Below are 21,927 nucleotides of genomic sequence, written 5' to 3' on the forward strand. Positions count from 1 at the left end.
TCCACGTCATGAAGATCCACAAGTACGACACCGTCATCGTCGGCGCCGGTGGCGCCGGCATGCGCGCGGCCATCGAGTCGACGAAGCGCAGCCGCACCGCCGTGCTGACGAAGCTCTACCCCACCCGCTCCCACACGGGCGCCGCGCAGGGCGGCATGGCCGCCGCGCTGGCGAACGTGGAGGAGGACAACTGGGAGTGGCACACCTTCGACACGGTCAAGGGCGGTGACTACCTGGTCGACCAGGACGCCGCCGAGATCCTGGCGAAGGAGGCCATCGACGCCGTCCTCGACCTGGAGAAGATGGGCCTGCCGTTCAACCGGACGCCCAACGGGACGATCGACCAGCGCCGCTTCGGCGGTCACTCCCGCAACCACGGCGAGGCCCCGGTCCGCCGGTCCTGCTACGCCGCGGACCGCACCGGCCACATGATCCTCCAGACGCTCTACCAGAACTGCGTCAAGGAGGGCGTGGAGTTCTTCAACGAGTTCTACGTCCTGGACCAGCTGATCACCGAGATCGACGGTGTGAAGCACTCCGCGGGCGTCGTCGCCTACGAGCTGGCCACCGGCGAGATCCACATCTTCCAGGCCAAGGCCGTCATCTACGCCTCCGGCGGCACCGGCAAGTTCTTCAAGGTGACCTCCAACGCCCACACCCTGACCGGTGACGGCCAGGCCGCGTGCTACCGCCGCGGCCTGCCCCTGGAGGACATGGAGTTCTTCCAGTTCCACCCGACGGGCATCTGGCGCATGGGCATCCTGCTGACGGAGGGCGCCCGCGGTGAGGGCGGCATCCTCCGCAACAAGGACGGCGAGCGCTTCATGGAGAAGTACGCGCCGGTCATGAAGGACCTCGCGTCCCGTGACGTCGTCTCCCGCTCCATCTACACGGAGATCCGCGAGGGCCGCGGCTGCGGTCCCGAGGGCGACCACGTCTACCTGGACCTGACGCACCTCCCGCCGGAGCAGCTCGACGCCAAGCTCCCGGACATCACCGAGTTCGCCCGTACGTACCTCGGCATCGAGCCGTACACGGACCCGATCCCGATCCAGCCCACCGCGCACTACGCCATGGGCGGCATCCCGACCAACGTCGAGGGTGAGGTCCTCTCGGACAACACCACCGTCGTCCCGGGCCTGTACGCGGCCGGCGAGGTCGCCTGTGTCTCCGTGCACGGCGCCAACCGTCTCGGCACCAACTCGCTGCTCGACATCAACGTCTTCGGCAAGCGCTCCGGCATCGCCGCCGCCGAGTACTCCGCCAAGCACGACTTCGTCGAGCTGCCGGAGAACCCGGAGGCGATGGTCGTCGCGCAGATCGAGAAGCTGCGCAACTCCACGGGCAGCGAGCGGGTCGCCGACCTGCGCCGCGAGCTCCAGGAGACGATGGACGCCAACGTGATGGTGTTCCGTACGGAGCAGACCATCAAGACGGCCGTCGAGAAGATCGCCGAGCTGCGCGAGCGCTACGAGAACGTGTCCATCCAGGACAAGGGCAAGCGCTTCAACACCGACCTCCTGGAGGCCATCGAGCTGGGCAACCTGCTCGAACTGGCCGAGGTCATGGCCGTCTCGGCCCTGGCGCGCAAGGAGTCCCGCGGCGGTCACTACCGCGAGGACTACCCGAACCGCGACGACGTCAACTTCATGCGCCACACCATGGCGTACCGCGAGGTCGGCGAGGACGGCTCCGAGACCGTCCGTCTCGACTACAAGCCGGTCGTCCAGACCCGCTACCAGCCGATGGAGCGTAAGTACTGATGGCTACCCCCGTACTGGACAAGGTCGAGGCGGAGTCCGCCGCCTCCCCGTACATCACGGTCACGATGCGCATCCGGCGCTTCAACCCCGAGGTGTCGGACGCGTCGGTCTGGGAGGACTTCCAGATCGAGATCGACCCGAAGGAGCGAGTCCTCGACGCCCTCCACAAGATCAAGTGGGACGTCGACGGCACGCTGACCTTCCGTCGCTCGTGCGCGCACGGCATCTGCGGCTCGGACGCGATGCGGATCAACGGCAAGAACAGGCTCGCCTGCAAGACGCTGATCAAGGACATCAACCCCGAGAAGCCGATCACGGTCGAGGCCATCAAGGGCCTGACGGTGCTCAAGGACCTCGTGGTCGACATGGAGCCCTTCTTCCAGGCGTACCGGGACGTCATGCCGTTCCTGGTCACCAAGGGCAACGAGCCGACCCGCGAGCGCCTGCAGTCCGCCGAGGACCGCGAGCGCTTCGACGACACCACCAAGTGCATCCTGTGCGCCGCGTGCACGTCGTCCTGCCCGGTCTTCTGGAACGACGGCCAGTACTTCGGTCCGGCCGCGATCGTCAACGCGCACCGCTTCATCTTCGACTCGCGTGACGAGGCGGGCGAGCAGCGCCTGGAGATCCTGAACGACAAGGACGGCGTGTGGCGTTGCCGCACGACCTTCAACTGCACGGACGCCTGCCCGCGTGGCATCGAGGTCACGAAGGCGATCCAGGAAGTCAAGCGCGCCCTCATCACGCGTCGCTTCTGACCTCCGGGTCCGGTGATTCGGCCCGCTTCTGTACGCTGCGGCGTGCAGGAGCGGGCTTTTTCTTTGTGGAGGACGGGGACTGATGAGCGAGCCGAACCCTTACGCGGACGGTGAGTACAAGTGGGGGCCCGGGCAGCAGGGCGGGACGGCCGGGGGGCCCGCGTACGGCTACCCGCAGGCCGGGACGCCCGGGTACGGGTACCCGCAGGACGCGACGCCGGGAGCGGGGGCGTACCAGACTCCGCCGCCGTACCAGCCGACGCTGCCGGCCGGGGTGCCGCTGCCGCCGCAGCCCGCGCCGATGGGCGCGGGGGCGCCGCTGCTGAGCCTCGGTGACATCACCGTGGTCGGCGACCAGATCATCACGCCGGCCGGGCCGATGCCCCTGAAGGGCGCCGTCTGGAACGCGATGGACATGTCGCGGACCGAGGAGAAGATGCCGACCGTGGCGATCGTGCTCGCGATCGTCTTCTTCATCTTCTGCCTGCTGGGGCTGCTGTTCCTCCTGATGAAGGAGAAGACGACGACGGGCTTCATCCAGGTCACGGTGACCAGCGGCGGCCGGCACCACGCGACGATGATCCCGGCGACCGGTCCTGACACCATCCACTGGGTGATGGGTCAGCTCAACTACGCGCGCTCGCTGAGCGTCTGACCCGGCCTCAGGGGTGCCAGCGGGCGCCCTCCGCGCTCTCCGCCTCGACCATGATCCGGCGCAGCAGGCCGTTGAGCAGGCTGCGCTCCTCGGGGGAGAGGACGCCGAGGAGGCGGTACTCCTCGTGGCCGAGGACGTCCATGGCGCCGAGCCAGGTCTCGTGGCCGGAGGGCGTGAGTTCGACGACGACGCGGCGGCGGTCCGTGGTGGAGGGGCTGCGGCGGACGAAGCCGCGCTTCTCCAGGACGTCGAGGCGGCCGGAGACGGAGGCGGGGGCGAGGTCGAGGTCCTGGGCGAGTTCGGAGGGGGCGGCGCTGCCGCCGCGCCCGGCGAGCTTGTGGAGGGTGTCGAACTCGTGGCGTTCCAGGTCGAAGTCGACGAGTGACTGTTCGCGGACCCGGCGGAGGTGGACGGAGAGCTTCTTCATCCGGGTGACGGCGCCCTCGATGACGGGGTCGAGGCCGGGCAGGACGGGCTGCCAGCGGTCGACGTGCTCGTCGGTCCAGTCACGCGGTGCGGGTTCGCGTGGGGCCCGTGGTTCCTCGGGATGCGCCATGGGGTGATCGTACGTCGGGAGGCGGCGCTCCTCACGGGAAAGTATTTCGTTGACGAATTATTCGGCGCCGAAATACCCTGCGTGGCATGCCCGTGATCCCCGAGGACACCGTCACGCCCACGCCCGTCCCCCACCCCCTGCGCACCCGCCCCTTCCGCCTGCTCTTCACCGGCCGCGCCCTCTCCCTCCTGGGCGACGCCGCCATCCCCGCCGCCCTGGCCCTCGCGGTCCTCGAAGCCACCGGCTCGACCACCGCGCTCGCCCTCGTGCTCGGCTGCGCGATGGTCCCCAAACTGCTCCTGCTGCCGGTGGGCGGAGTCGTCGGCGACCGCTTCGACGCCCGCACGGTCGCGCTCACCACCGACCTCGTCCGCTGCGCCACCCAGCTCCTCGTCGGCCTCCAGCTGCTCGGCGGCTCCCCCAGCCTCGCCGTCCTCGCCGTCTCCGAGGCCATCGGCGGAGCCGCCGGGGCCTTCGCGATGCCGACCGGATCACCCCTCGTCAAGGGAACGGTCCCGGCCGCCTCCCTGCACCGCGCCAACGCCGCCATGGGAGTCGCCCAGAGCGCCACCCGGCTGGGCGGCCCGGCCCTCGCCGGCGCCCTCGTGCTGACCGTGGGCCCCGGCTGGGCGTTCGTCCTCGACGCGGCCACCTTCGCCGTCAGCGCCCTGCTCCTCACCGCCGTACGGGTCGAACGCGTGACAATCCCCCGCCGCTCGCTCCGCGCCGACCTGGCCGAGGGCTGGCAGGAGGTCCGCTCCCGCGACTGGTACTGGACGAGCCTGATCGGCCACAGCGCCTGGAACGGCGCCGCCGCCGTCCTCATGACCCTCGGACCCGCCATCGCCCTGCACCGGCTCGGCGGGGCCGCCACCTGGGTCGTCATGCTCCAGGTCGGCGCCGTCGGCTTCCTCCTCGGCGCACTGCTCGCCGACCGGATACGCCCCCGGCGCCCCGTCCTCACCGCGAACCTCGGCCTCGCCACGTACGCGCTGCCGCTGGTCCTGCTCGCCGTCGCGGCCCCCGCGCCCCTGACCATCGCCGCCTACGGGCTCGCGCAGGCCGGCCTCGGCTTCCTCTCCCCCGTCTGGCAGACCGCCGTCCAGCAGGCCGTCCCCGCCCACGCGCTCGCCCGCGTCACCTCGTACGACTGGCTCCTCTCGCTCGCCGCGATGCCCCTCGGCTACGCCCTGGCCCCCCTCGCCGCCTCCGCCTGGGGCCCCGAAGTCCCGCTCCTCGCCGCCGCGGTGGTGGTCGGCGGCTGCTGCCTCGGTACGGCGCTGGTGCCGGGAGTGCGGAAGTTCGGATAGGCGCGGGTGCCGCTGGGGAAGGGCGGCCCGGCGGCCGCTGTCGGTGGGGTCCACTACCGTCGTGCGCATGGTGATCGGCATGGTGGGGGACCCGGGGCCGGGCGACAGGCTGGACGCGGCACTGGCGCGCGAGCACGCGGAAGGGCCGGGAGCGGTCGGGGAGTTGCTCGCCTCCCTGGACACGGAAGAGCTCCGCGCGTGCGCGCTCGCGCTCCAGTCGCGGGCCTGCCACGGCACCCGGCACGGGGTCGCGCCGGCCCTCGCCGACCTGGCCGGCCGCCAACTGGACTGGACCGTCGAGGAGTCGGACCTGCTCCTCGCCCGGCTCGTCGGCAAGGACGCGCAGGTCGCCCCGCACGAACTCCAGGAGAACTTCTCCACCTTGGTCCCCCTCGCCCTGTCGGCGGCCGAGCAGGCCGGAGACTTCGACCGGGCCAGAGTCCGGGCCCTGCGCCGCGCGGCCGACTCCCCACACGCCTCCGGGAGCGCCCCGCTGCGGGACCGGATGGACGCCCTGCTCCGCCGGGAGGTCCCGGCCGTCCCCGGGGCGCTCCCCCGCCATCTCCTCGACGGGCTCGACGACTTCGGCCCCGCGATGCGCGCGGCCCACGGCGACCTGCTCACCGGCCCGGGCGTGAGCGCCTTCCTGGACCACTGCCTCACCCTGGACAGGCCCCGGGCGACCCGGACCTGGCGCCGGACGGCGTCCGTCCTGCTCGCGCAGGCCGACCACGGTCCGGAGGTGATACGGCTCCTCCTCGCGGGCCTCGCCGACCAACCCGAACACCGGATCAGCGATCTGGGCCCCTGGAACCTCCCCGTCCGGGGCCTCACCGGCGAGACCAACACCGCGCTGGTACGGGGATTGCTGTGGGCCTCGCTCGACGTGACCGCCGACTGGGTCGTGCCCACGGTCGGCGCCGTCGCGCTGCACGCCGGCACCGGCATCGGCGGCTCCGGCGGCACCTGCCGCAACCAGCCGCTGGCCACGGCCGCCGTCGCCGTCCTCGGCGCATGCGGGGGTACGCGGGGCGAGGAGGCCATGCGGTGGCTCGACCGCCTGCCGGAGGCGGTCCACAACCGCACGGTGGCCAAGGCGGTCACCAAGGCCCTCGAATCGCTCGTCGCCGCCGAGCGCTCCGCCCTTGAGGCCCACCTGACGGCGGGGACGCACTGGCCGGCCGACGACTGGCAGCGGTGCTACGTGGACCATCCGGTGACCGGCACCCTGGCCCGCGCGCTGCTGTGGGAGCTCACGGAGGACTCCGACGAGCCCGGCGGCGGCCCGGGCAGCTCGGCGGGCGGCTCCACGGGCGGCTCCGCGGGCGGCGAGCGGTGGACCGCCGGGCTGCCCGAGCGGACCGGGGGCGGCTGGGCCCTCGCGGGCGTCGACGGCACCGCGCGCCTGGTCGGCACGGGTGCACGGCTGCGGCTGTGGCATCCGCTGCGGGCGGACGCCGAGGAGGTCGCGGAGTGGCGGGCCGAGTGGAGAGAACAGGAGGACCCGCAGCCGTTCCCCCAGGTCTTCCGCGAGGCCTGACGGGCCGCTCCGGGAGCCGGACGGCCCGGTCCGGGAGCTAGGCGGAGACCTTCAGATCCGCCAGGAACTCGGTGAGGAGGCGGGCAGTCTCCTCCGGGCGTTCGATGGCGGGGAGGTGGCCGGCCCAGTCGAGTTCCAGGAGGGGGCGGGCGGCGGGGAGGAGGCTTACGAGTTCGGCGGAGACGGCCCGGAAGTCGGGCAGGTCGTGGGCGCCGACGGCCACGAGGGCGGGCACCTGGATGCCGGCGATCTCGTCCTTGGTGACCCCGGGGTTGACGGGGTGGTTCGACTCGGGGGCGGCGAGCTGGACGTCGAAGATGTGCCGCTGCGCGGCGCGGACGAAGGCACGGTCGTCCTCGTCGGCCTCGGGGCCGAGCCAGGTGTCGACGTTGAGCTCGGTGGCCGCGTCGAGGTCGCCCGCCTCGATGAGCGCGTCCTCGCGGGCGCCCCAGGCGCGGAGTTCGGCGCTCGGTTCCATGCCGGGTATGCCGGAGGCGAGCAGGGCGAGGGCGGTCACGCGGTCGGGGTGACGGACGGCGAGTTCCAGCGCGACCCGGCCGCCGAAGGAGGAGGCGACGACGACGGCGCTGTCGGCGCCGAGGTGGTCGAGCAGGTCCCGTACGTCGTCGGCGTGGGTGTGCGCGGCGTCCATCGGGCTTTCGCCGAAGCCGCGGAGGTCGCAGCGGACGACCCGGTGTCCGGCCTCGGCGAGGGCGGAGAACTGTCCGTCCCACATGCGGCGGTCACAGACCCCGGAGTGCAGCAGGACGACGGTCGAGGGGCCGGTTCCGGCCAGATCATGAGAGAGCGTCATTGACGTGACCTTACGTGCCCCCGGGACCGGCCGCCATCAGGTATTCCACCTGCGTTCCGCCCTCTACTTGAACACGTTCAAAGATAGGTCTACAGTCATGCCCGTCAGCTTTTGAACGTGTTCAAGGGAGGGTGGGGCATGGACCTCACTGTCGTCGCGTACATCGCCTACCTGCTGATCAGCGTGGCCCTCACGATCTGGGTCGCCCGGACGCTCAGCCGCAACGGAAAGGTCTTCCTCGCGGACGTCCTGCACGGGAACGAGAAGCTCGCGGACGCCGTCAACCACCTCCTCGTGGTCGGCTTCTACCTCGTCAACTTCGGCTTCGTCGCGCTCTACCTGAGCCAGGACGCCGCCGTCCTCGACGCCCGCGCCCTCTTCGAGGCCCTCTCCGTCAAGCTCGGAGTCGTCCTCCTCGTCCTCGGCGTGATGCACCTCGGCAACGTCTACGTGCTCAACAAGATCCGCCGCCGCGGTGTCATGGAGCGCGAACAGGTGCCGCCCGTCCGCCCCCAGGGCTGGACCACCGCCCCCAAGCCCGGCCCCTGGGCCCCGCCGGCCCCCCAGGCCTGAGACCGCCGTGCGGCCCCCGACCGGGCAGAACCCGGCTCCGACCCCGGCCCCGGCCCCCGCGCCGGGGGCGGCCCCGACCGGCCCCGTCACCCCCGTGGGACACCTCACCGTGCTCTACGACGCCGACTGCCCGCTCTGCGTGCACCTCAGGCACTGGCTGCTGCGCCAGCGGCAGCTCGTACCGCTCGACCTCGTACCCGCCGGATCGCAGGAGGCGCGGCGGCGCTTCCCGGAGCTCGACCACGCCGCCACCCTGCGGGAGATCACCGTGGTCGGCGACCGGGGCCAGGTCTACGGCGACACCGCCGCCTGGATCGTCTGCCTCTGGGCGCTCGCCGAGCACCGGGCCATGGCCCACTGGCTCGCGACGCCCGCCGGGCAGCCCTTCGCCCGGGCCACGGTCCTCGCCGCCGCGAAGTGGCGGGCCGCGCTCAAGGGGCCGTCCTGCGCGGACGGGCACTGCGAGTCACCCGGTCCGCCCGGCTAGGCTCGGCCCCGTGAAGGACGTGAACGAAGAGACCAAGGCCGAGGACAAGAAGGCCCCCAAGAGCGAGCAGACCCGCACGCTCATCCTCGAGACCGCGCTCCGGCTGTTCAAGGAGCGCGGTTACGACAAGACGACCATGCGGGCCATCGCCCAGGAGGCCGGGGTCTCCGTCGGCAACGCGTACTACTACTTCTCGTCCAAGGAGCACCTCGTCCAGGGCTTCTACGACCGGATCGCCGAGGAGCACCAGGCGGCCGTCGAGCCCATCCTGACCGGCGACGAGAAGGACCTCACGGCCCGCATTCGCGGTGTCTACCTCGGCTGGCTTGACATCGCGGAGCCGTACCACGAGTTCGCGTCCCAGTTCTTCAAGAACGCCGCCGACCCCGACAGCCCGCTCAGCCCCTTCTCCCCCGAGTCGGAAGGCCCCCGCGAGGCCGCGATCGAGGTCCACAGGCGGGTCATCTCCGGCGCGTCCGTGAAGGTCGACCCGGAACTGAGGGAAGCCCTCCCCCAGTTGCTGTGGCTCCAGCAGATGGGCCTCGTCCTGTTCTGGGTCTACGACCGCTCCGAGGGCGCCGCGAACAGCCGGCGTCTCGTGGAGCGCCTCGCGCCGGTCACCGCCCGCGCGATCTCCCTCTCCCGCTTCCGCATCCTGCGCCCGCTGGTCAAGGAGACCCACGAGCTCCTCTCCGACTTCATGCCCACGGCAGCCGGAATGGCGGCCTCGGGCAAGCCCAAGCGGGCCAACCCGAAGCCGCCGTCCGCGTAGGGACCGGCCGGATCAGATCCAGGCCAGTTCCCACAGGCGCCAGATGCCGGTGCCGTCCGTGAGGTACTGGGAGCCGGCGACGGTCTCCGTGGAGAGGACGTAGTCCTTCTTCTGCCACAGCGGGACCAGCGGGACGTCGGAGGCGACCACGTTCTGGATCTCCCGGAAGTCCCCGGTGGCGCGCGAGCGGTCGCTGTACTGCTGGGTCGCGGAGATCAGCGCGTCGATCCGCTTGCTGGAGAAACCGTTGTGCAGGGTGTTCTCCGTGCCGACGAGCGGCGCGGTGAAGCTGTCGGAGTCCGGGAAGTCGGGGAGCCAGCCGACCGGGTAGACGTCGTAGGCGCCGCGCGCGTACCCCTTCTGGAAGCTCTTCCAGTCGGCCTCGACGACCTCGACCTCGAAGAGGCCGGTCTCCTCCAGCTGCCGCTTGATCTCGGCGGTCTCGGCGGCGTAGACGGCGTCCTTGCGGTAGCCGTACGTGAACTTCACCGGCGTCGTGATGCCGGCGGCCCGCAGGATCCGCTTCGCCTTCGCGGCGTTCGGCTCCGGGTCGACGTCGAAGAACGCGGTGCTGTGCCCGACGAAGCCCTGCGGGATGAGGGAGTACAGCGGCTCGACCGTGCCCTTGTACGCGCCGGTGGTGATCGCCGGGCGGTCGATGACGGCCGCGATGGCCTGCCGTACGGCCTTGTTCGCCATCGGCGAGCCGGGCCGCACGTTGAAGTTGATGTTGCGGATCTCGGCGCTCTCCGCCTCCGTGACCCGGGTGCCGTCGCCGGTCTCCAGGGTCGACAGGTACTCCGGCGGAAGCTGCCGGTGCGTCACCTGCACCTGCTTCGCCTTCCACGCGGCGGCGAGCTCGGCGGACTGGCCGAAGTACTTCACGACGACCGGGCCGCCGGCCTTGGTGATCGCACCCCGGTACTTCGGGTTGGGCTCCAGACGGGCGGACTCGCCCTCCTTGTACTCCTTGAGCACGTACGGCCCCGAGCCGTCGACCGTGAGGTCGGTGCGCAGCCGGTCGGCCGGGTACTTGTCGCGGTCGACGATCGAACCGGCGCCCGTGGCCACCTTCAGCGGGAACGTGGCGTCCCGGCCGCTCAGGTGGAAGGTGACGGTACGGCCCTCGGCCGAGACGTTCTTCAGCGTCGGGAACAGCGGCTGCGGGCCGACGTCCGTCTTGATCCGCAGCATGCGCTCGAAGGAGTACTTGACGTCCTCGGCGGTCACCTTGCGGCCGTTGGAGAACGAGAGGTCGTCGCGGAGCGTGCACTGGTACGTGGTGAGCTTGGTGCCCACGAACTTGCAGCTCTCGGCGGCGTCCGGAACCGGCGCGCTGTAGCCCGGCTTGAACGTCAGCAGCGACTGGAAGACGTTGCTGTACATGGCCCAGGAACCGGCGTCATAGGCGCCGGCCGGGTCCAGTGAAGTCACCTCGTCGGTCGTGCCGACGCTGATCGGATCGGTCCTGCCGTCGTCGGAGGGCAGGAGTTGCCAGCCCCCCACTCCGGCGGCCACCAGTACTCCACAAGTGATGAGGATCCGCAGACGGACCGTCGACCGCATTGCCGTGCTTCCTTCATTTGGTGCCACCCCAGAAGCGACGAACCCCCCGATCCACGCCGCGATGGCGTCATCCCATCACACGTATTTCACAAGTGGAAGAGAAAACTTTCACACCACAGGTATATGTCCGGGATATGAGAATTTAAGTCGATGAGCAGCACGTATCGACCTCGGAGCACGGAGTGACGAGGCCCGATTACGCCTGTTTCGAGGCGAGTTCGACGATCGTGATGTCCGACGGCGCCCCCACCCTCACCGGCGGCCCCCACGCCCCCGCGCCCCGCGACACGTACAGCTGCGTGTCCCCGTACCGCTCAAGACCCGCGACCGTCGGGTTCGCCAGGTCCGCGAGGAAGTTGCCGGGCCACAGCTGACCGCCGTGCGTGTGCCCGGACAACTGCAGGTCCACCCCGTGCCGCACCGCGTCGTGGACGACGACCGGCTGGTGCGCCAGGAGGACGGCCGCCCGCGCCCGGTCCCGGTCCCCGAGCGCCCGCGCGAAATCGGGCCCCTGCCCCTCACGCTCCCCCGCCACATCGTCGACACCCGCGAGGTCGAACCCCGCCGCGATCTCCACCCGCTCGTTCCGCAACGGCCTCAGCCCGAGCTCCCGCACATGGTCGACCCACGCGTCCGCCCCCGAGAAGTACTCGTGGTTCCCCGTCACGAAGAACGAGCCGTGCCGCGCCCTGAGCCGGGCCAGCGGCTCCGCCGCGCTGCCGAGGTCCTCCACCGTCCCGTCGACGAGGTCACCGACCACAGCGATCAGATCCGGCTGCGCCGAGTTGATCGTGTCCACGATCCGCTGCGTGTGCGCCCGCCCCAGGATCGGCCCGAGATGAATGTCGGACACGACCGCGATCCGGTAGCCATGCGCCGCCCTCGGCACCTTCGCCAGCGGAACCGTGACCCTCTTCAGCCTCGGCCCCCGCATCACCCCGTACGTCCCGTACCCCACCGTCCCCACCGCCACGGCCGCCGCCGACCCCGCCACCACCCGCGACACGAACAACCGCCGCGACACCTCACCGGGCTCCGACACGGCCGGCTCTGCCATCAGCACGGGCACGGCCTCGGCCTCGGCCTCGGCCTCGGGCTCCGCGAGCGCCGTCACCTTCGCCGTCGCCATCGCCTCCGCCTCCGCCCGCCGCGCGAGCCACCGCCGCAGCAGCGGCCGCACGGCCTCCCCCACGACCAGCGCCAACACCACGTACAGCAGCACGGCCAGCCACAGGAACCCCGGCCACGCCACCACCCGCTCCAGCCAGAACGGCGCCCCCGCCCGCCCCGCCACCAGCGCACCGACCGACAACAGCGGCAGAACCACCAGCACCGCCGTCCCCACCCGGCGCCCCACACCCCCCGGCACGCTGACATCCCGCACCAGCCGCCGCCACACATACCAATGGACCAGCCCCAGCAGCCCCAACACCACGACCAGCACCAACACGAACGCCACCACGGCCCGAACCCCCTCTATCCGAACTCAGGCGCTGTGATCACCGTCGCGCCGCACGGCCCGCACACCACGCAACCCGATCACCCCGATCACCGTCCCCAGGACAAAGGACGTGACGGCGAGCAGCAGATGCACCCAGAAGTAGGCCGTCGGGTCGCCGGCGTCGTCGAAGGCGAGACCGCTCCCGTCCTTCCAGAGGTTCTTGACGAAGGTGATCCAGATGAACCAGCTCCACACGCCGAAGGCGAGCAGGAACCAGGAGATGCGGCGGCTGAGCTTCATGGGCTCAGTATCACCGTGCGCCGCTCCGGGCCCGCGTCCGGGTGGAGGGGAGGGGGGGAAGAGCCGGGTGGGGTTCGGATCGGGGGCGGGGGGAGGTACGTTCTCGACCGTGTCTGCTTCGAGGAAGACCGCGTGTGCGGTCGCTGCTGCCGTGTTGTTGCCGGTTGTGATGGGCGGGTCGCCCGCGTGGGCGGATGAGAAGGACAAGCAGCCCAAGCCGCCTGCGGCGATGTCCAAGGTGGGTGGGCAGCTGTTGGGGCTGCCGGGGACGCAGGTGAAGCTGGGGCCGGGGGCTCCGGTGCTGCCGAAGGAGCTGTCGGGGCGGTCGTGGATCGTCGCGGACGCGGAGACGGGGGCGGTGCTCGCCTCGCACAACGCGCACTGGCCGCTGGCGCCGGCCTCGACGCTGAAGATGCTGTTCGCGGACACGCTGCTGCCGAAGTTCCCGAGGACGCAGAACCACCTGGTGACGAGCCAGGACCTGGCGGGCATAGGAGAGGGCTCCAGCCTGGTCGGGATCAAGGAGAAGCAGACGTACAGCGTGCACGACCTGTGGCTCGGGGTCTTCCTGCGCTCGGGCAATGACGCCGTACACGTGCTGACCAGCATGAACAGCGGTCTGCGGCAGACCGTGACGGACATGAACGACCGGGCGGCCGAGCTGCAGGCGCTCGACACGCACGTGGTGTCGCCGGACGGGTACGACGCCCCGAACCAGGTGTCGTCGGCGTACGACCTGACACTGATCGCCCGTAGCGGCATGCAGAAGGCGGATTTCCGCGAGTACGCCTCCACGACCCGCGCCGCGTTCCCCGGGGAGGCGAAGCCGGGCAAGAAGCGCGAGACGTTCGAGATCCAGAACACGAACCGGCTGCTCACCGGTGACCTGGGGGTCGCCCCGTACCCGGGGATCGCCGGGGTGAAGAACGGCAACACCACGCACGCGGGGGCGACGTTCACGGGTGTCGCCGAGCGGAACGGCAAGGTGCTGCTCGTCACCGTCATGAACCCGTCCTCGAAGGAACAGCACGCGGTGTACCGGGAGACGGCCCGGCTGCTCGACTGGGGCTTCGCCGCGTCGGGGAAGGTGACCCCGGTGGGCGAGCTGGTGCCGCCGCGGTCGGCGCGTACGGAGTCGGCGGCGCCGGACGACGGTACGGCGCCGGCCCCGGCGCCCGGCAAGAACGCGCCGGTGGAGACGGCGGCCGCGGAGAAGTCCGGTGGGGTCGGGATCGCGCTCGGTGTGGCGGGCGGGGTGCTGGTGCTCCTGGCGGGCGCGGTGTTCCTCGTCAACCGCCGTTGGCCGCTGGCCGCGTCGGGGACGCTGCGTCGTCGGGGTCAGGCCGGGCCTGCCGGTCAGGACCCGGCGGACGCTCCTCGGGAGGAGTCGAAGGATCCGGGTTCCGGCGGGAACCCGTAGCCGTCCAGGCGGCGCAGAACAGCAGGAGTTTCGCGGTGAAGTTGATCCAGAGGAGCAGGGCCACGGGGACGCCGAAGGCCCCGTACATCGACTTCGCCGCGATGCCCTTCATGTAGCCGCCGAGCAGGAGCTTGAGGAGTTCGAAGCCGACCGCGCCCATGAGCGCGGCGACGACGAGCCGGCGGCGGGGCGGGTGGACGCCGGGCAGCAGCGTCAGGACGTACAGCAGAATCAGGAAGTCGGCGACGACGGCGACGAGGACGGCGGCGGCCTGGAGGAAGAAGCCGCCGGCGCCCTGGCCGGAGATGCCGATCCGGTCGGCGCTCCAGCCGACGGCGGTGGAGCCGAGCCAGGACGCGGCGAGCGAGCAGAGGGCGACGCCGCCGAGGCCGATGAGGATGAGCCCGTCCTTGCCCTTGAGCAGGATCGGGTTGCCCTCGATGTCGTCGAGGCCCCACACCGCACGCAGGCACTCCCGCATGGAGCCGATCCAGCTGATGCCGGTGACGAGCAGCACGGCGCCGGCGACGAGTCCGACGGTGCCGGCGTTGTCGACCAGTGCGCCGATGTCGAGCTGGTCGGAGATGCCGGGGACCTGGTCGCCGATCTTCTTCTCGATGCGGTCGAGCTGGTCGTCGGTGAGCAGCGCGGCGCCGATCGCGGCGGCGACGGTGATCAGCGGGAAGAGGGCGAGGAAGGACAGGAAGGTGATCGCGGCGGCGAGGCGGCTCCAGTGCGCCTCGTCGAGGGTCTCGTACGAGCGCCAGGCGTGGGTCCGCATGAGGCGGGTGACCACGGGGCCGATGACGGGGAGCTTGGTCAGCCAGTCCATGTCGTACGTGTGCCCCTTGGTCGGTTCGATCCGTGAGTTGAGCCGTGTACGAGAATCCCCCGCCGTGGCGCGCAGAACCGCGACCGACATCCCGGAGCAATACCGCCAAATGCGACAGAGGCGCCTATACGGTCACCCCCATGGCCGTCGTGATCGACCCCGGTCGGTGCCCGGCCCGGACCCTTCCCGCCGTCCCGCCCTCTGAGGAGCACCCACCATGAAGGACGCCTCCGGCCTCCCGCAGTCCCTGCTCGTCCTCGGCGGCACCTCCGAGATCGGGCTCGCCACCGCCCGCCGGATGATCGCGCGGCGCACCCGGACGGTCTGGCTGGCCGGCCGCCCCTCCCCCGCCCTGGCGGCCGCGGCGGACTCGCTGCGCCGGCTCGGGGCCGAGGTGCACACGGTGCCGTTCGACGCGCTCGACACCGAGTCGCACGAGGAACGGCTCGGCAAGGTCTTCGCCGAGGGCCCCGTCGACATGGTGCTGCTCGCCTTCGGCGTCCTCGGCGACCAGGCGCGCGACGAGTCCGACCCGGTGGCCGCCGTCCGGGTCGCCCAGACCAACTACACGGGCGCCGTCTCCTCGGGCCTGGTGTGCGCGGGCGCCCTCCAGGCGCAGGGGCACGGCACGCTCGTCGTGCTCTCCTCGGTCGCGGGCGAGCGGGCCCGCCGCACCGACTTCATCTACGGCTCCTCGAAGGCCGGTCTCGACGTCTTCGCCCAGGGCCTCGGGGACGCGCTGCACGGCACGGGCGCGCGTGTCATGGTCGTACGCCCCGGCTTCGTCCGCTCCCGGATGACCGCCGGCCGCACCCCCGCCCCGCTCGCGACCACCCCCGACGCCGTCGCCGGCGCCATCGAACTGGGCCTGCGCCGCCGCTCGGAGACGATCTGGGCCCCCGGCGCGCTCCGCGTGGTCATGACGGCCGTACGCCATGCCCCGAGGCCGCTGCTCCGCCGCCTGGCGGTGTGAGGGCGCGGGGGTCGCGGTGGGCGCGGGGGTCGGTGGCCGCGGGGGCGTGACGGTCGGCGCGCGGGGCGTGACGGTCGGCGCGGGGCGTGACGGTCGCTGTACGGGTGCGGGTGACGGCCCGGGCGGGGGATCGCCGGGCGGGGCGGGTCAGCCCGTGGGCGTGGCGGTCGGGGCGTCGACCGGGCGGCCGCCCTGGGCGGGGACGGCCGGGATGGGGCGGCCGCTGCCGAACTGGTAGTCGTACAGCTTGCGCCAGACGCCGTCCGGGCCCTGCTCGTAGAGGGCGAAGGAGCGGCAGGTCCAGGCGGCCTCGTAGCCGGCGAGTTCCTCGAACGCCCGGTCCATCCCCTCCTCGGAGATGCCGTGCGCCACGGTGACGTGCGGGTGGTACGGGAACTGGAGCTCGCGCACCAGCGGCCCGGCCTCGTCGCGGATCGCGTGCTGGAGGCGGTGGCAGTGGGGCTCGCCCTCCTCGACCTTGACGAAGACGACCGGCGAGAGCGGGCGGAAGGTGCCGGTGCCTTCGAGGCGCACCGGGAACGGCTGGTGCTCGGCGGCGACACCGGCCAGGTGCGCCTCGATGGCCGGCAGGCGCTCTTCGTCGACCTCGGTCGGCGGGACGAGGGTGATGTGCGTGGGGATGCCGTACGCGGCAGGGTCCCCGAAGCCGGCGCGCCGCTCCTGGAGCAGGCTGCCGTAGGGCTCCGGGACCGCGATCGAAACGCCGAGCGTTACGGTCCCCACGTCGTTCTCCTCCGTCGTCGGTCGAAAGGTGTGTGGTGGTGCAGCCGCCAGTGTGCGGCCTGCACCACCCTTGTGGCCAGGGTCCTTGGACTCAGTGCTTGGCGGGCAGGAAGCCCAGCCGGTCGTAGGCCTGCGCCAGCGTCTCCGCCGCCACGGCCCGCGCCTTCTCCGCTCCCTTGGCCAGGATCGAGTCCAGCGTCTCCGGGTCGTCCAGGTATTCCTGGGTGCGGGTCCGGAACGGCGTGACGAAGTCCACCATGACCTCGGCCAGATCCGTCTTCAGCGCGCCGTACATCTTGCCCTCGTAGCTCTTCTCCAGGTCCTCGACGGAGGTGGCGGTGAGCGTGGACATGATGGTGAGCAGGTTGGAGACGCCGGCCTTGTTCTCCGGGTCGAAGCGGATCACCGTGTCGGTGTCGGTGACCGCGCTCTTGACCTTCTTCGCGGTGGCCTTCGGGTCGTCCAGGAGGTTGATCAGGCCCTTCGGCGAGGACGCCGACTTGCTCATCTTGATCGTCGGGTCCTGGAGGTCGAAGATCTTCGCCGTCTCCTTGAGGATGTACGGCTTGGGGATCGTGAACGTCTCGCCGAAGCGGCCGTTGAAGCGCTCCGCGAGGTCGCGGGTCAGCTCGATGTGCTGGCGCTGGTCCTCGCCGACCGGGACCTCGTTGGCCTGGTAGAGCAGGATGTCCGCGACCTGGAGGATCGGGTACGTGAAGAGGCCGACGGTGGCGCGGTCGGCGCCCTGCTTGGCGGACTTGTCCTTGAACTGGGTCATGCGGGAGGCCTCGCCGAAGCCGGTGAGGCAGTTCATGACCCAGCCGAGCTGCGCGTGCTCGGGCACGTGGCTCTGGACGAAGAGGGTGCAGCGCTCCGGGTCGAGACCGGCCGCGAGCAGCTGGGCGGCGGCGAGCCGGGTGTTGGCGCGCAGCTCGGCGGGGTCCTGCGGGACCGTGATGGCGTGCAGGTCGACGACCATGTAGAAGGCGTCGTGGGTCTCCTGGAGAGCGACCCACTGGCGGACGGCGCCGAGGTAGTTGCCGAGGTGGAACGAGCCTGCGGTGGGCTGGATTCCGGAGAGCACGCGGGGACTGTCAGAGGCCATGCACATCATTCTCTCAGGTGTGGGAACCGATCCCCGTCGACCGGTGTATCAAGAGTGTGAGGACGCGGGAGGGGGGCCTGGTCGACGACGAGGCCGTGGTGATCGCCCGGGTGCGCGCCGGAGAGCCGGAGGCGTACGCGGAGCTGGTCCGCGCGCACACGGCGGTGGCGCTGAGGGCCGCTGTGGCGTGCGGCGCGGGTCCGGAGGCCGAGGACGTGGTGCAGCAGGCGTTCTTCAAGGCGTACCGGTCGCTCGGGCGGTTCCGGGAGGGCTCGGCGTTCCGGCCGTGGCTGCTGCGGATCGTCGCCAATGAGACCAGGAACACAGTGCGGTCGGCGGGCCGGCAGCGTGCCGTCCACGACCGCGAGGCGGATCTGCTGGGGGCCGAGCCGCTGATACCGGAGTCGGCGGACCCGGCGGTCGCGGCCGAGGAGCGGGAGCGGAGCCGGCGGCTCTGGGAGGCGCTGGACGGGCTCGCCGACGACCACCGGCAGGTGGTGATCCACCGGTATCTCCTGGAGCTGGACGAGACGGAGACGGCGCTGGCCCTCGGCTGGCCGCGGGGGACGGTGAAGTCCCGGCTGAGCCGGGCGCTGAAGAAGCTGGGACGGGAGCTGACGGAAGGCCGGGAAGGAGGTGGGGAGCGTGGCTGACGAGGATCTGCCGGACGAGCTGAGGGAGCTGGGACGGCGGCTGCGGGTGCCGGACGTGGACGGCGAGACGATGGCCGAGCGGGTGCTCGCCCAGCTCCTCGCCGAGCGGGTGCCCACGCCCGTGCCGCCACCGGTCCGGGTGGTCTGGTGGGCATCGGTGCGCGGGTGGGCGCGCGAGCGGTGGCGCGCGCTGGTGGCGGCGCTGACCGGTGTGCTGATCGTGCTCGTCCTGACGCCTCCGGTCCGGGCGGCGGTCGCGGAGTGGTTCGGCTTCGGCGGGGTCGCCGTGCGGTACGACCCCGGCGGGGAGCGCGTCCCGTCCGCGGGGGCGGTGCCGGGCTGCCCCGGCTCGGTGTCACCGGCGGAGGCCGCGCGCCTGGCCGGCTTCGAGCCGGTGATACCCGGCGCCCTCGGCGAGCCCGACGCCGTCGTGGTGACCGGGTCGGCCGAGAGCGGCCGGGCGGTGATCAGCCTGTGCTGGCGCGAGGGGGAGCGGACGGTCCGGCTCGACGAGTTCCCGGCCCGGCTGGACCTCGGCTTCGCGAAGGAGGTCACCACCCAGCCGCAGTGGGTCGACCTCCCGGACGGCGCCCAGGCCTACTGGTTCGCCACCCCGCACCTGCTGACCTTCCCCCTCACCGACGCCTCGGGCACGGTCTGGACCCACCAGGTCCGCACGGCGGGCCCCACGCTCCTCTGGACCAGGAACTCGGGCACGCTCACCTTCCGCCTGGAAGGCATACCGGACCGCGAGCGGGCCCGCCGCACGGCGGAGTCGATCGGCTGACCGCCTCCGCGGGGGCCGCGCGTCAGGACGGGAGGCCGGGGGCCGGGAAGGCGGACAGGAGGTCGGAGACCTCGGCGCGGATGGTGTGGAGGGCGTCCTCGTCGCCGGTGCCGGCGGCGGCGACGGCGCGGTCGATCCACTCGGCGACCTGGGCCATGTGCTCGGTGCGGAGGCCGCGGGAGGTGAGGGAGGGGGTGCCGATGCGGATGCCGGAGGGGTCGAAGGGCTTCCGGGTGTCGTAGGGGACGGTGTTGTAGTTGACGACGATGCCCGCCCGGTCGAGGGCCTTCGCGGCGATCTTGCCGGGGACCTGCTTGGGGGTCAGGTCGATCAGGATCAGGTGGTTGTCGGTGCCGCCGGAGACCAGGTCGAAGCCGCGGGCGAGGAGCGCCTCGGCGAGGGCCTTGGCGTTGGCGACGACGGCGTGGGCGTAGTCGCGGAAGGAGGGCTGGGAGGCCTCGCGCAGGGCGACGGCGATGGCGGCGGTGGTCTGGTTGTGCGGGCCGCCCTGGAGGCCGGGGAAGACGGCCTTGTCGAGGGCCTTGGCGTGCTCCTCGGTGGACATCAGCATGGCGCCGCGCGGGCCGCGGAGGGTCTTGTGGGTGGTGGTGGAGATGACGTCCACGTGCCCGACCGGGGACGGGTGCGCGCCACCCGCGACGAGGCCGGCGATGTGGGCGATGTCGGCGACCAGGACGGCGCCGGCCTCGCGGGCGATCTCGCCGAAGGCGGCGAAGTCGATGGTGCGGGGCAGTGCGGTGCCGCCGCAGAAGATGACCTTGGGGCGTTCCTTGAGGGCCAGTTCGCGGACCTCGTCGAAGTCGACGAGCCCGGTGTCGTGGCGGACGCCGTACTGGACGCCGCGGAACCAGGTGCCGGTGGCGGAGACGCCCCAGCCGTGGGTGAGGTGGCCGCCCATCGGCAGGGCCATGCCCATGACGGTGTCGCCGGGCTGGGCGAAGGCGAGGTAGACGGCGAGGTTGGCCGGGGAGCCCGAGTAGGGCTGGACGTTGGCGTGGTCGACGCCGAAGAGGGCCTTGGCGCGCTCGATGGCGAGGGTCTCGACCTGGTCGATGTTCTGCTGGCCCTCGTAGTAGCGGCGGCCGGGGTAGCCCTCGCTGTACTTGTTCTGGAGGACGGTGCCGGAGGCTTCGAGCACGGCGGCGGAGACGTAGTTCTCGCTGGGGATGAGGCGCAGGGTCTCGCCCTGGAGCCGTTCCTCGGCGCCGACGAGGGCGGCGAGTTCGGGGTCGGCGGCGGTGAGCGCGGGGTGCTGCTGCGGGGTGGTCATGTCGTGTCCTCCGGGCGTTCGGCAGGAACGGTCCCGGGGCTGAGGTGCGCACGGGACCAGGGCCCGTGATGCCCAGGCGAGCGGCACCTCGTGTGGTGGAGCGCGCGCGGCTCCCCCGGGGTCGCTTCCCCGTACGCCAGTCGCCGCGCGTGTCTCCAGGGTAGCTGGCGCGCCGTCGCCGAGGTTTCCCCGTCCGGCATCCGAGCGACGATAGGAAGGGGGCCACACGCACCCCCCGAGCCGCAGGACGAACGGAGATCCCGTGTCGAGAACAGAAGACGCGATCGCTGCCGCGGACGCGCACAGCGCGCACAACTACCACCCCCTTCCGGTCGTCGTCGCCTCGGCGGACGGGGCCTGGATGACCGACGTCGAGGGCCGCCGCTACCTCGACATGCTCGCCGGCTACTCGGCGCTCAACTTCGGGCACGGCAACCGGCGCCTGATCGACGCCGCGAAGGCGCAGCTGGAGCGGGTGACGCTGACGTCCCGGGCGTTCCACCACGACCGTTTCGCCGAGTTCTGCGCGCAGCTCGCGGACCTGTGCGGCAAGGAGGCGGTGCTCCCGATGAACACGGGGGCGGAGGCCGTCGAGACGGCGGTGAAGACCGCCCGGAAGTGGGGGTACGAGGTGAAGGGCGTGCCGGACGGGCACGCGAAGATCGTGGTCGCGGCGAACAACTTCCACGGCCGGACGACGACGATCGTCAGCTTCTCCACGGACCACGAGGCGCGCGACCACTTCGGGCCGTACACGCCGGGCTTCGAGATCGTCCCGTACGGGGACCTGACGGCGATGGAGGCGGCCGTCACCGAGAACACGGTGGCGGTGCTGCTCGAACCGATCCAGGGCGAGGCGGGCGTCCTGGTCCCGCCGGCCGGCTATCTGGCCGGGGTGCGGGAGCTGACGCGCCGGCGGAACGTGCTGTTCGTGGCGGACGAGATCCAGTCGGGCCTGGGCCGCACGGGCCGGACGTTCGCCTGTGAGCACGAGGGCGTGGTGCCCGATGTGTACGTCCTGGGGAAGGCGCTGGGCGGTGGCGTGGTGCCGGTGTCGGCGGTCGTCGCCGACCGCGAGGTCCTCGGGGTGTTCCGGCCAGGCGAGCACGGCTCGACCTTCGGCGGCAACCCGCTGGCCTGCGCGGTCGCCCTGGAGGTGATCGCGATGCTGCGGACCGGCGAGTACCAGGAGCGGGCGGCGGAGCTGGGCGAGCATCTGCACGCCGAGCTGGGGCTGCTCGTCGGCGGCGGCGCGGTGGAGGCGGTGCGCGGGCGCGGCCTGTGGGCCGGTGTCGACATCGTGCCGTCCCGCGGCACGGGCCGCGAGATCTCCGAGCGGCTGATGGAGCGCGGCGTGCTCGTGAAGGACACCCACGGTTCGACCATCCGGATCGCCCCGCCGCTGGTCATCTCGAAGGAGGACCTCGACTGGGGTCTGGAGCAGTTGAGGGCCGTCCTGTCGGAGTGACGGGCGGCGGTGCGGTCGGGTGCGGTGGTGCGTGGCGGGGCGCGGTGGGGCGCGGTGGGGCAACGGCGTGGTGGGGCAACTCGGACCATTGACACGGCAGTTGGTCTAGGCCAATGATG

Annotated in this window: 21 protein-coding genes, 1 pseudogene and 1 riboswitch; of the genes and pseudogenes, 13 read left to right on the top strand and 9 right to left on the bottom strand. The window is 71.7% G+C overall.

Annotated elements, in window-relative coordinates; translation table 11 throughout:
• Window positions 1–8: 8 nt before the first annotated feature.
• The 3 genes from sdhA (at window position 9) to ACZ7G1_RS05520 (ending at window position 3,176) form a co-directional block, all read left to right on the top strand.
• Window positions 9–1,763 carry a succinate dehydrogenase flavoprotein subunit gene (gene sdhA / locus ACZ7G1_RS05510; RefSeq protein ID WP_470877722.1) on the top strand — a complete coding sequence of 585 codons (1,755 nt, stop codon included), beginning with the start codon at window positions 9–11 and terminating at the stop codon, window positions 1,761–1,763.
• Window positions 1,763–2,521, top strand: a complete 759-nt coding sequence (locus tag ACZ7G1_RS05515) for a succinate dehydrogenase iron-sulfur subunit (protein WP_030318427.1) — start codon at window positions 1,763–1,765, stop codon at window positions 2,519–2,521. The genes sdhA and ACZ7G1_RS05515 overlap by 1 nt, the downstream gene beginning before the upstream one ends.
• 82 nt (window positions 2,522–2,603) lie before the next feature.
• Window positions 2,604–3,176: a hypothetical protein gene (locus ACZ7G1_RS05520; protein ID WP_470877721.1), complete on the top strand. Its 573-nt coding sequence runs from the start codon at window positions 2,604–2,606 to the stop codon at window positions 3,174–3,176.
• Between the two features lie 7 nt (window positions 3,177–3,183).
• Here ACZ7G1_RS05520 and ACZ7G1_RS05525 read toward each other — a convergent pair whose 3' ends face one another.
• Window positions 3,184–3,732, bottom strand: coding sequence for a MarR family winged helix-turn-helix transcriptional regulator (locus ACZ7G1_RS05525; RefSeq protein ID WP_470877720.1), 549 nt, complete (start codon window positions 3,730–3,732; stop codon window positions 3,184–3,186).
• A gap of 86 nt (window positions 3,733–3,818) precedes the next feature.
• Between ACZ7G1_RS05525 and ACZ7G1_RS05530 the strand changes: the two genes are divergently transcribed.
• Window positions 3,819–5,042, top strand: coding sequence for an MFS transporter (locus ACZ7G1_RS05530; RefSeq protein ID WP_470877719.1), 1,224 nt, complete (start codon window positions 3,819–3,821; stop codon window positions 5,040–5,042).
• A gap of 67 nt (window positions 5,043–5,109) precedes the next feature.
• Window positions 5,110–6,582 (top strand): DUF4132 domain-containing protein, encoded by a 1,473-nt coding sequence (locus ACZ7G1_RS05535; protein WP_470877718.1) that lies wholly within the window; start codon window positions 5,110–5,112, stop codon window positions 6,580–6,582.
• 37 nt (window positions 6,583–6,619) lie between these two features.
• Here ACZ7G1_RS05535 and ACZ7G1_RS05540 read toward each other — a convergent pair whose 3' ends face one another.
• The gene (locus ACZ7G1_RS05540) at window positions 6,620–7,396 is read right to left on the bottom strand and encodes an alpha/beta fold hydrolase (protein ID WP_470877717.1); all 777 of its coding nucleotides are present in this window, start codon (window positions 7,394–7,396) and stop codon (window positions 6,620–6,622) included.
• Window positions 7,397–7,534: 138 nt separating this feature from the next.
• Between ACZ7G1_RS05540 and ACZ7G1_RS05545 the strand changes: the two genes are divergently transcribed.
• The 3 genes from ACZ7G1_RS05545 (at window position 7,535) to ACZ7G1_RS05555 (ending at window position 9,228) form a co-directional block, all read left to right on the top strand.
• Window positions 7,535–7,969: a hypothetical protein gene (locus ACZ7G1_RS05545; protein WP_470877716.1), complete on the top strand. Its 435-nt coding sequence runs from the start codon at window positions 7,535–7,537 to the stop codon at window positions 7,967–7,969.
• A gap of 94 nt (window positions 7,970–8,063) precedes the next feature.
• Window positions 8,064–8,456: a thiol-disulfide oxidoreductase DCC family protein gene (locus tag ACZ7G1_RS05550; protein WP_470879947.1), complete on the top strand. Its 393-nt coding sequence runs from the start codon at window positions 8,064–8,066 to the stop codon at window positions 8,454–8,456.
• Between the two features lie 10 nt (window positions 8,457–8,466).
• Window positions 8,467–9,228: a TetR/AcrR family transcriptional regulator gene (locus tag ACZ7G1_RS05555; RefSeq protein WP_470879945.1), complete on the top strand. Its 762-nt coding sequence runs from the start codon at window positions 8,467–8,469 to the stop codon at window positions 9,226–9,228.
• Between the two features lie 12 nt (window positions 9,229–9,240).
• Here the strand turns inward: ACZ7G1_RS05555 and ACZ7G1_RS05560 are convergent, their stop codons facing one another.
• From ACZ7G1_RS05560 to ACZ7G1_RS05570, 3 genes are all read right to left on the bottom strand, one after another.
• Window positions 9,241–10,794: an ABC transporter substrate-binding protein gene (locus tag ACZ7G1_RS05560; protein WP_470879943.1), complete on the bottom strand. Its 1,554-nt coding sequence runs from the start codon at window positions 10,792–10,794 to the stop codon at window positions 9,241–9,243.
• A gap of 196 nt (window positions 10,795–10,990) precedes the next feature.
• Entirely contained in the window at window positions 10,991–12,256 is a 1,266-nt protein-coding gene (locus ACZ7G1_RS05565) for a metallophosphoesterase (protein ID WP_470879941.1), read from the bottom strand.
• A 24-nt stretch (window positions 12,257–12,280) separates the two neighbouring features.
• Window positions 12,281–12,535 carry an SCO4848 family membrane protein gene (locus ACZ7G1_RS05570; RefSeq protein WP_470879939.1) on the bottom strand — a complete coding sequence of 85 codons (255 nt, stop codon included), beginning with the start codon at window positions 12,533–12,535 and terminating at the stop codon, window positions 12,281–12,283.
• Window positions 12,536–12,644: 109 nt separating this feature from the next.
• Between ACZ7G1_RS05570 and ACZ7G1_RS05575 the strand changes: the two are divergent.
• Window positions 12,645–13,934 (top strand): annotated as a pseudogene (locus ACZ7G1_RS05575) (D-alanyl-D-alanine carboxypeptidase family protein); the annotation flags it as partial.
• Here the strand turns inward: ACZ7G1_RS05575 and ACZ7G1_RS05580 are convergent.
• The gene (locus tag ACZ7G1_RS05580) at window positions 13,825–14,787 is read right to left on the bottom strand and encodes a YihY/virulence factor BrkB family protein (protein WP_470879953.1); all 963 of its coding nucleotides are present in this window, start codon (window positions 14,785–14,787) and stop codon (window positions 13,825–13,827) included. The pseudogene ACZ7G1_RS05575 and the gene ACZ7G1_RS05580 sit on opposite strands and share 110 nt — an antisense overlap.
• Before the next feature lie 217 nt (window positions 14,788–15,004).
• Between ACZ7G1_RS05580 and ACZ7G1_RS05585 the strand changes: the two genes are divergently transcribed.
• A complete protein-coding gene (locus ACZ7G1_RS05585) occupies window positions 15,005–15,760 on the top strand; it encodes a decaprenylphospho-beta-D-erythro-pentofuranosid-2-ulose 2-reductase (protein ID WP_470879937.1) in 756 nt (251 codons plus the stop codon).
• Window positions 15,761–15,907: 147 nt separating this feature from the next.
• Here ACZ7G1_RS05585 and ACZ7G1_RS05590 read toward each other — a convergent pair whose 3' ends face one another.
• Together ACZ7G1_RS05590 and trpS are read right to left on the bottom strand one after the other, a co-directional pair.
• Window positions 15,908–16,504, bottom strand: a complete 597-nt coding sequence (locus tag ACZ7G1_RS05590) for a 2'-5' RNA ligase family protein (protein ID WP_470879935.1) — start codon at window positions 16,502–16,504, stop codon at window positions 15,908–15,910.
• Window positions 16,505–16,595: 91 nt separating this feature from the next.
• On the bottom strand, window positions 16,596–17,609 hold the full coding sequence (trpS, locus tag ACZ7G1_RS05595) for a tryptophan--tRNA ligase (protein ID WP_470879933.1): 1,014 nt from the start codon (window positions 17,607–17,609) through the stop codon (window positions 16,596–16,598).
• Between the two features lie 56 nt (window positions 17,610–17,665).
• Here trpS and ACZ7G1_RS05600 point away from each other — a divergent pair, with 56 nt between their 5' ends.
• Window positions 17,666–18,262, top strand: coding sequence for an RNA polymerase sigma factor (locus ACZ7G1_RS05600; protein ID WP_470879932.1), 597 nt, complete (start codon window positions 17,666–17,668; stop codon window positions 18,260–18,262).
• Window positions 18,255–19,049 carry a hypothetical protein gene (locus ACZ7G1_RS05605; RefSeq protein WP_470879930.1) on the top strand — a complete coding sequence of 265 codons (795 nt, stop codon included), beginning with the start codon at window positions 18,255–18,257 and terminating at the stop codon, window positions 19,047–19,049. Before ACZ7G1_RS05600 ends, ACZ7G1_RS05605 begins: the two co-directional genes overlap by 8 nt.
• Window positions 19,050–19,071: 22 nt before the next feature.
• On the opposite strand, the gene ACZ7G1_RS05610 is transcribed toward ACZ7G1_RS05605, so the two are convergent.
• Window positions 19,072–20,340, bottom strand: coding sequence for a serine hydroxymethyltransferase (locus tag ACZ7G1_RS05610; protein WP_470879928.1), 1,269 nt, complete (start codon window positions 20,338–20,340; stop codon window positions 19,072–19,074).
• A gap of 63 nt (window positions 20,341–20,403) precedes the next feature.
• A riboswitch (ZMP/ZTP riboswitch) is annotated at window positions 20,404–20,494 on the bottom strand.
• Between the two features lie 108 nt (window positions 20,495–20,602).
• On the opposite strand from ACZ7G1_RS05610, the gene rocD reads away from it, so the two are divergent.
• Window positions 20,603–21,808, top strand: a complete 1,206-nt coding sequence (rocD, locus tag ACZ7G1_RS05615) for an ornithine--oxo-acid transaminase (protein ID WP_470879926.1) — start codon at window positions 20,603–20,605, stop codon at window positions 21,806–21,808.
• Window positions 21,809–21,927: the final 119 nt, after the last annotated feature.

It is taken from the genome of Streptomyces sp. NPDC037273, from assembly GCF_055603625.1.

Bases quoted from the DNA above. Each gene is read 5' to 3' on its own strand.
- sdhA (WP_470877722.1), top strand. From the start codon at position 9: ATGAAGATCCACAAGTACGACACCGTCATCGTCGGCGCCGGTGGCGCC.
- ACZ7G1_RS05515 (WP_030318427.1), top strand. From the start codon at position 1,763: ATGGCTACCCCCGTACTGGACAAGGTCGAGGCGGAGTCCGCCGCCTCC.
- ACZ7G1_RS05520 (WP_470877721.1), top strand. From the start codon at position 2,604: ATGAGCGAGCCGAACCCTTACGCGGACGGTGAGTACAAGTGGGGGCCC.
- ACZ7G1_RS05525 (WP_470877720.1), bottom strand. From the start codon at position 3,732: ATGGCGCATCCCGAGGAACCACGGGCCCCACGCGAACCCGCACCGCGT.
- ACZ7G1_RS05530 (WP_470877719.1), top strand. From the start codon at position 3,819: ATGCCCGTGATCCCCGAGGACACCGTCACGCCCACGCCCGTCCCCCAC.
- ACZ7G1_RS05535 (WP_470877718.1), top strand. From the start codon at position 5,110: ATGGTGATCGGCATGGTGGGGGACCCGGGGCCGGGCGACAGGCTGGAC.
- ACZ7G1_RS05540 (WP_470877717.1), bottom strand. From the start codon at position 7,396: ATGACGCTCTCTCATGATCTGGCCGGAACCGGCCCCTCGACCGTCGTC.
- ACZ7G1_RS05545 (WP_470877716.1), top strand. From the start codon at position 7,535: ATGGACCTCACTGTCGTCGCGTACATCGCCTACCTGCTGATCAGCGTG.
- ACZ7G1_RS05560 (WP_470879943.1), bottom strand. From the start codon at position 10,794: ATGCGGTCGACGGTCCGTCTGCGGATCCTCATCACTTGTGGAGTACTG.
- ACZ7G1_RS05570 (WP_470879939.1), bottom strand. From the start codon at position 12,535: ATGAAGCTCAGCCGCCGCATCTCCTGGTTCCTGCTCGCCTTCGGCGTG.
- ACZ7G1_RS05580 (WP_470879953.1), bottom strand. From the start codon at position 14,787: ATGGACTGGCTGACCAAGCTCCCCGTCATCGGCCCCGTGGTCACCCGC.
- ACZ7G1_RS05585 (WP_470879937.1), top strand. From the start codon at position 15,005: ATGAAGGACGCCTCCGGCCTCCCGCAGTCCCTGCTCGTCCTCGGCGGC.
- trpS (WP_470879933.1), bottom strand. From the start codon at position 17,609: ATGGCCTCTGACAGTCCCCGCGTGCTCTCCGGAATCCAGCCCACCGCA.
- ACZ7G1_RS05610 (WP_470879928.1), bottom strand. From the start codon at position 20,340: ATGACCACCCCGCAGCAGCACCCCGCGCTCACCGCCGCCGACCCCGAA.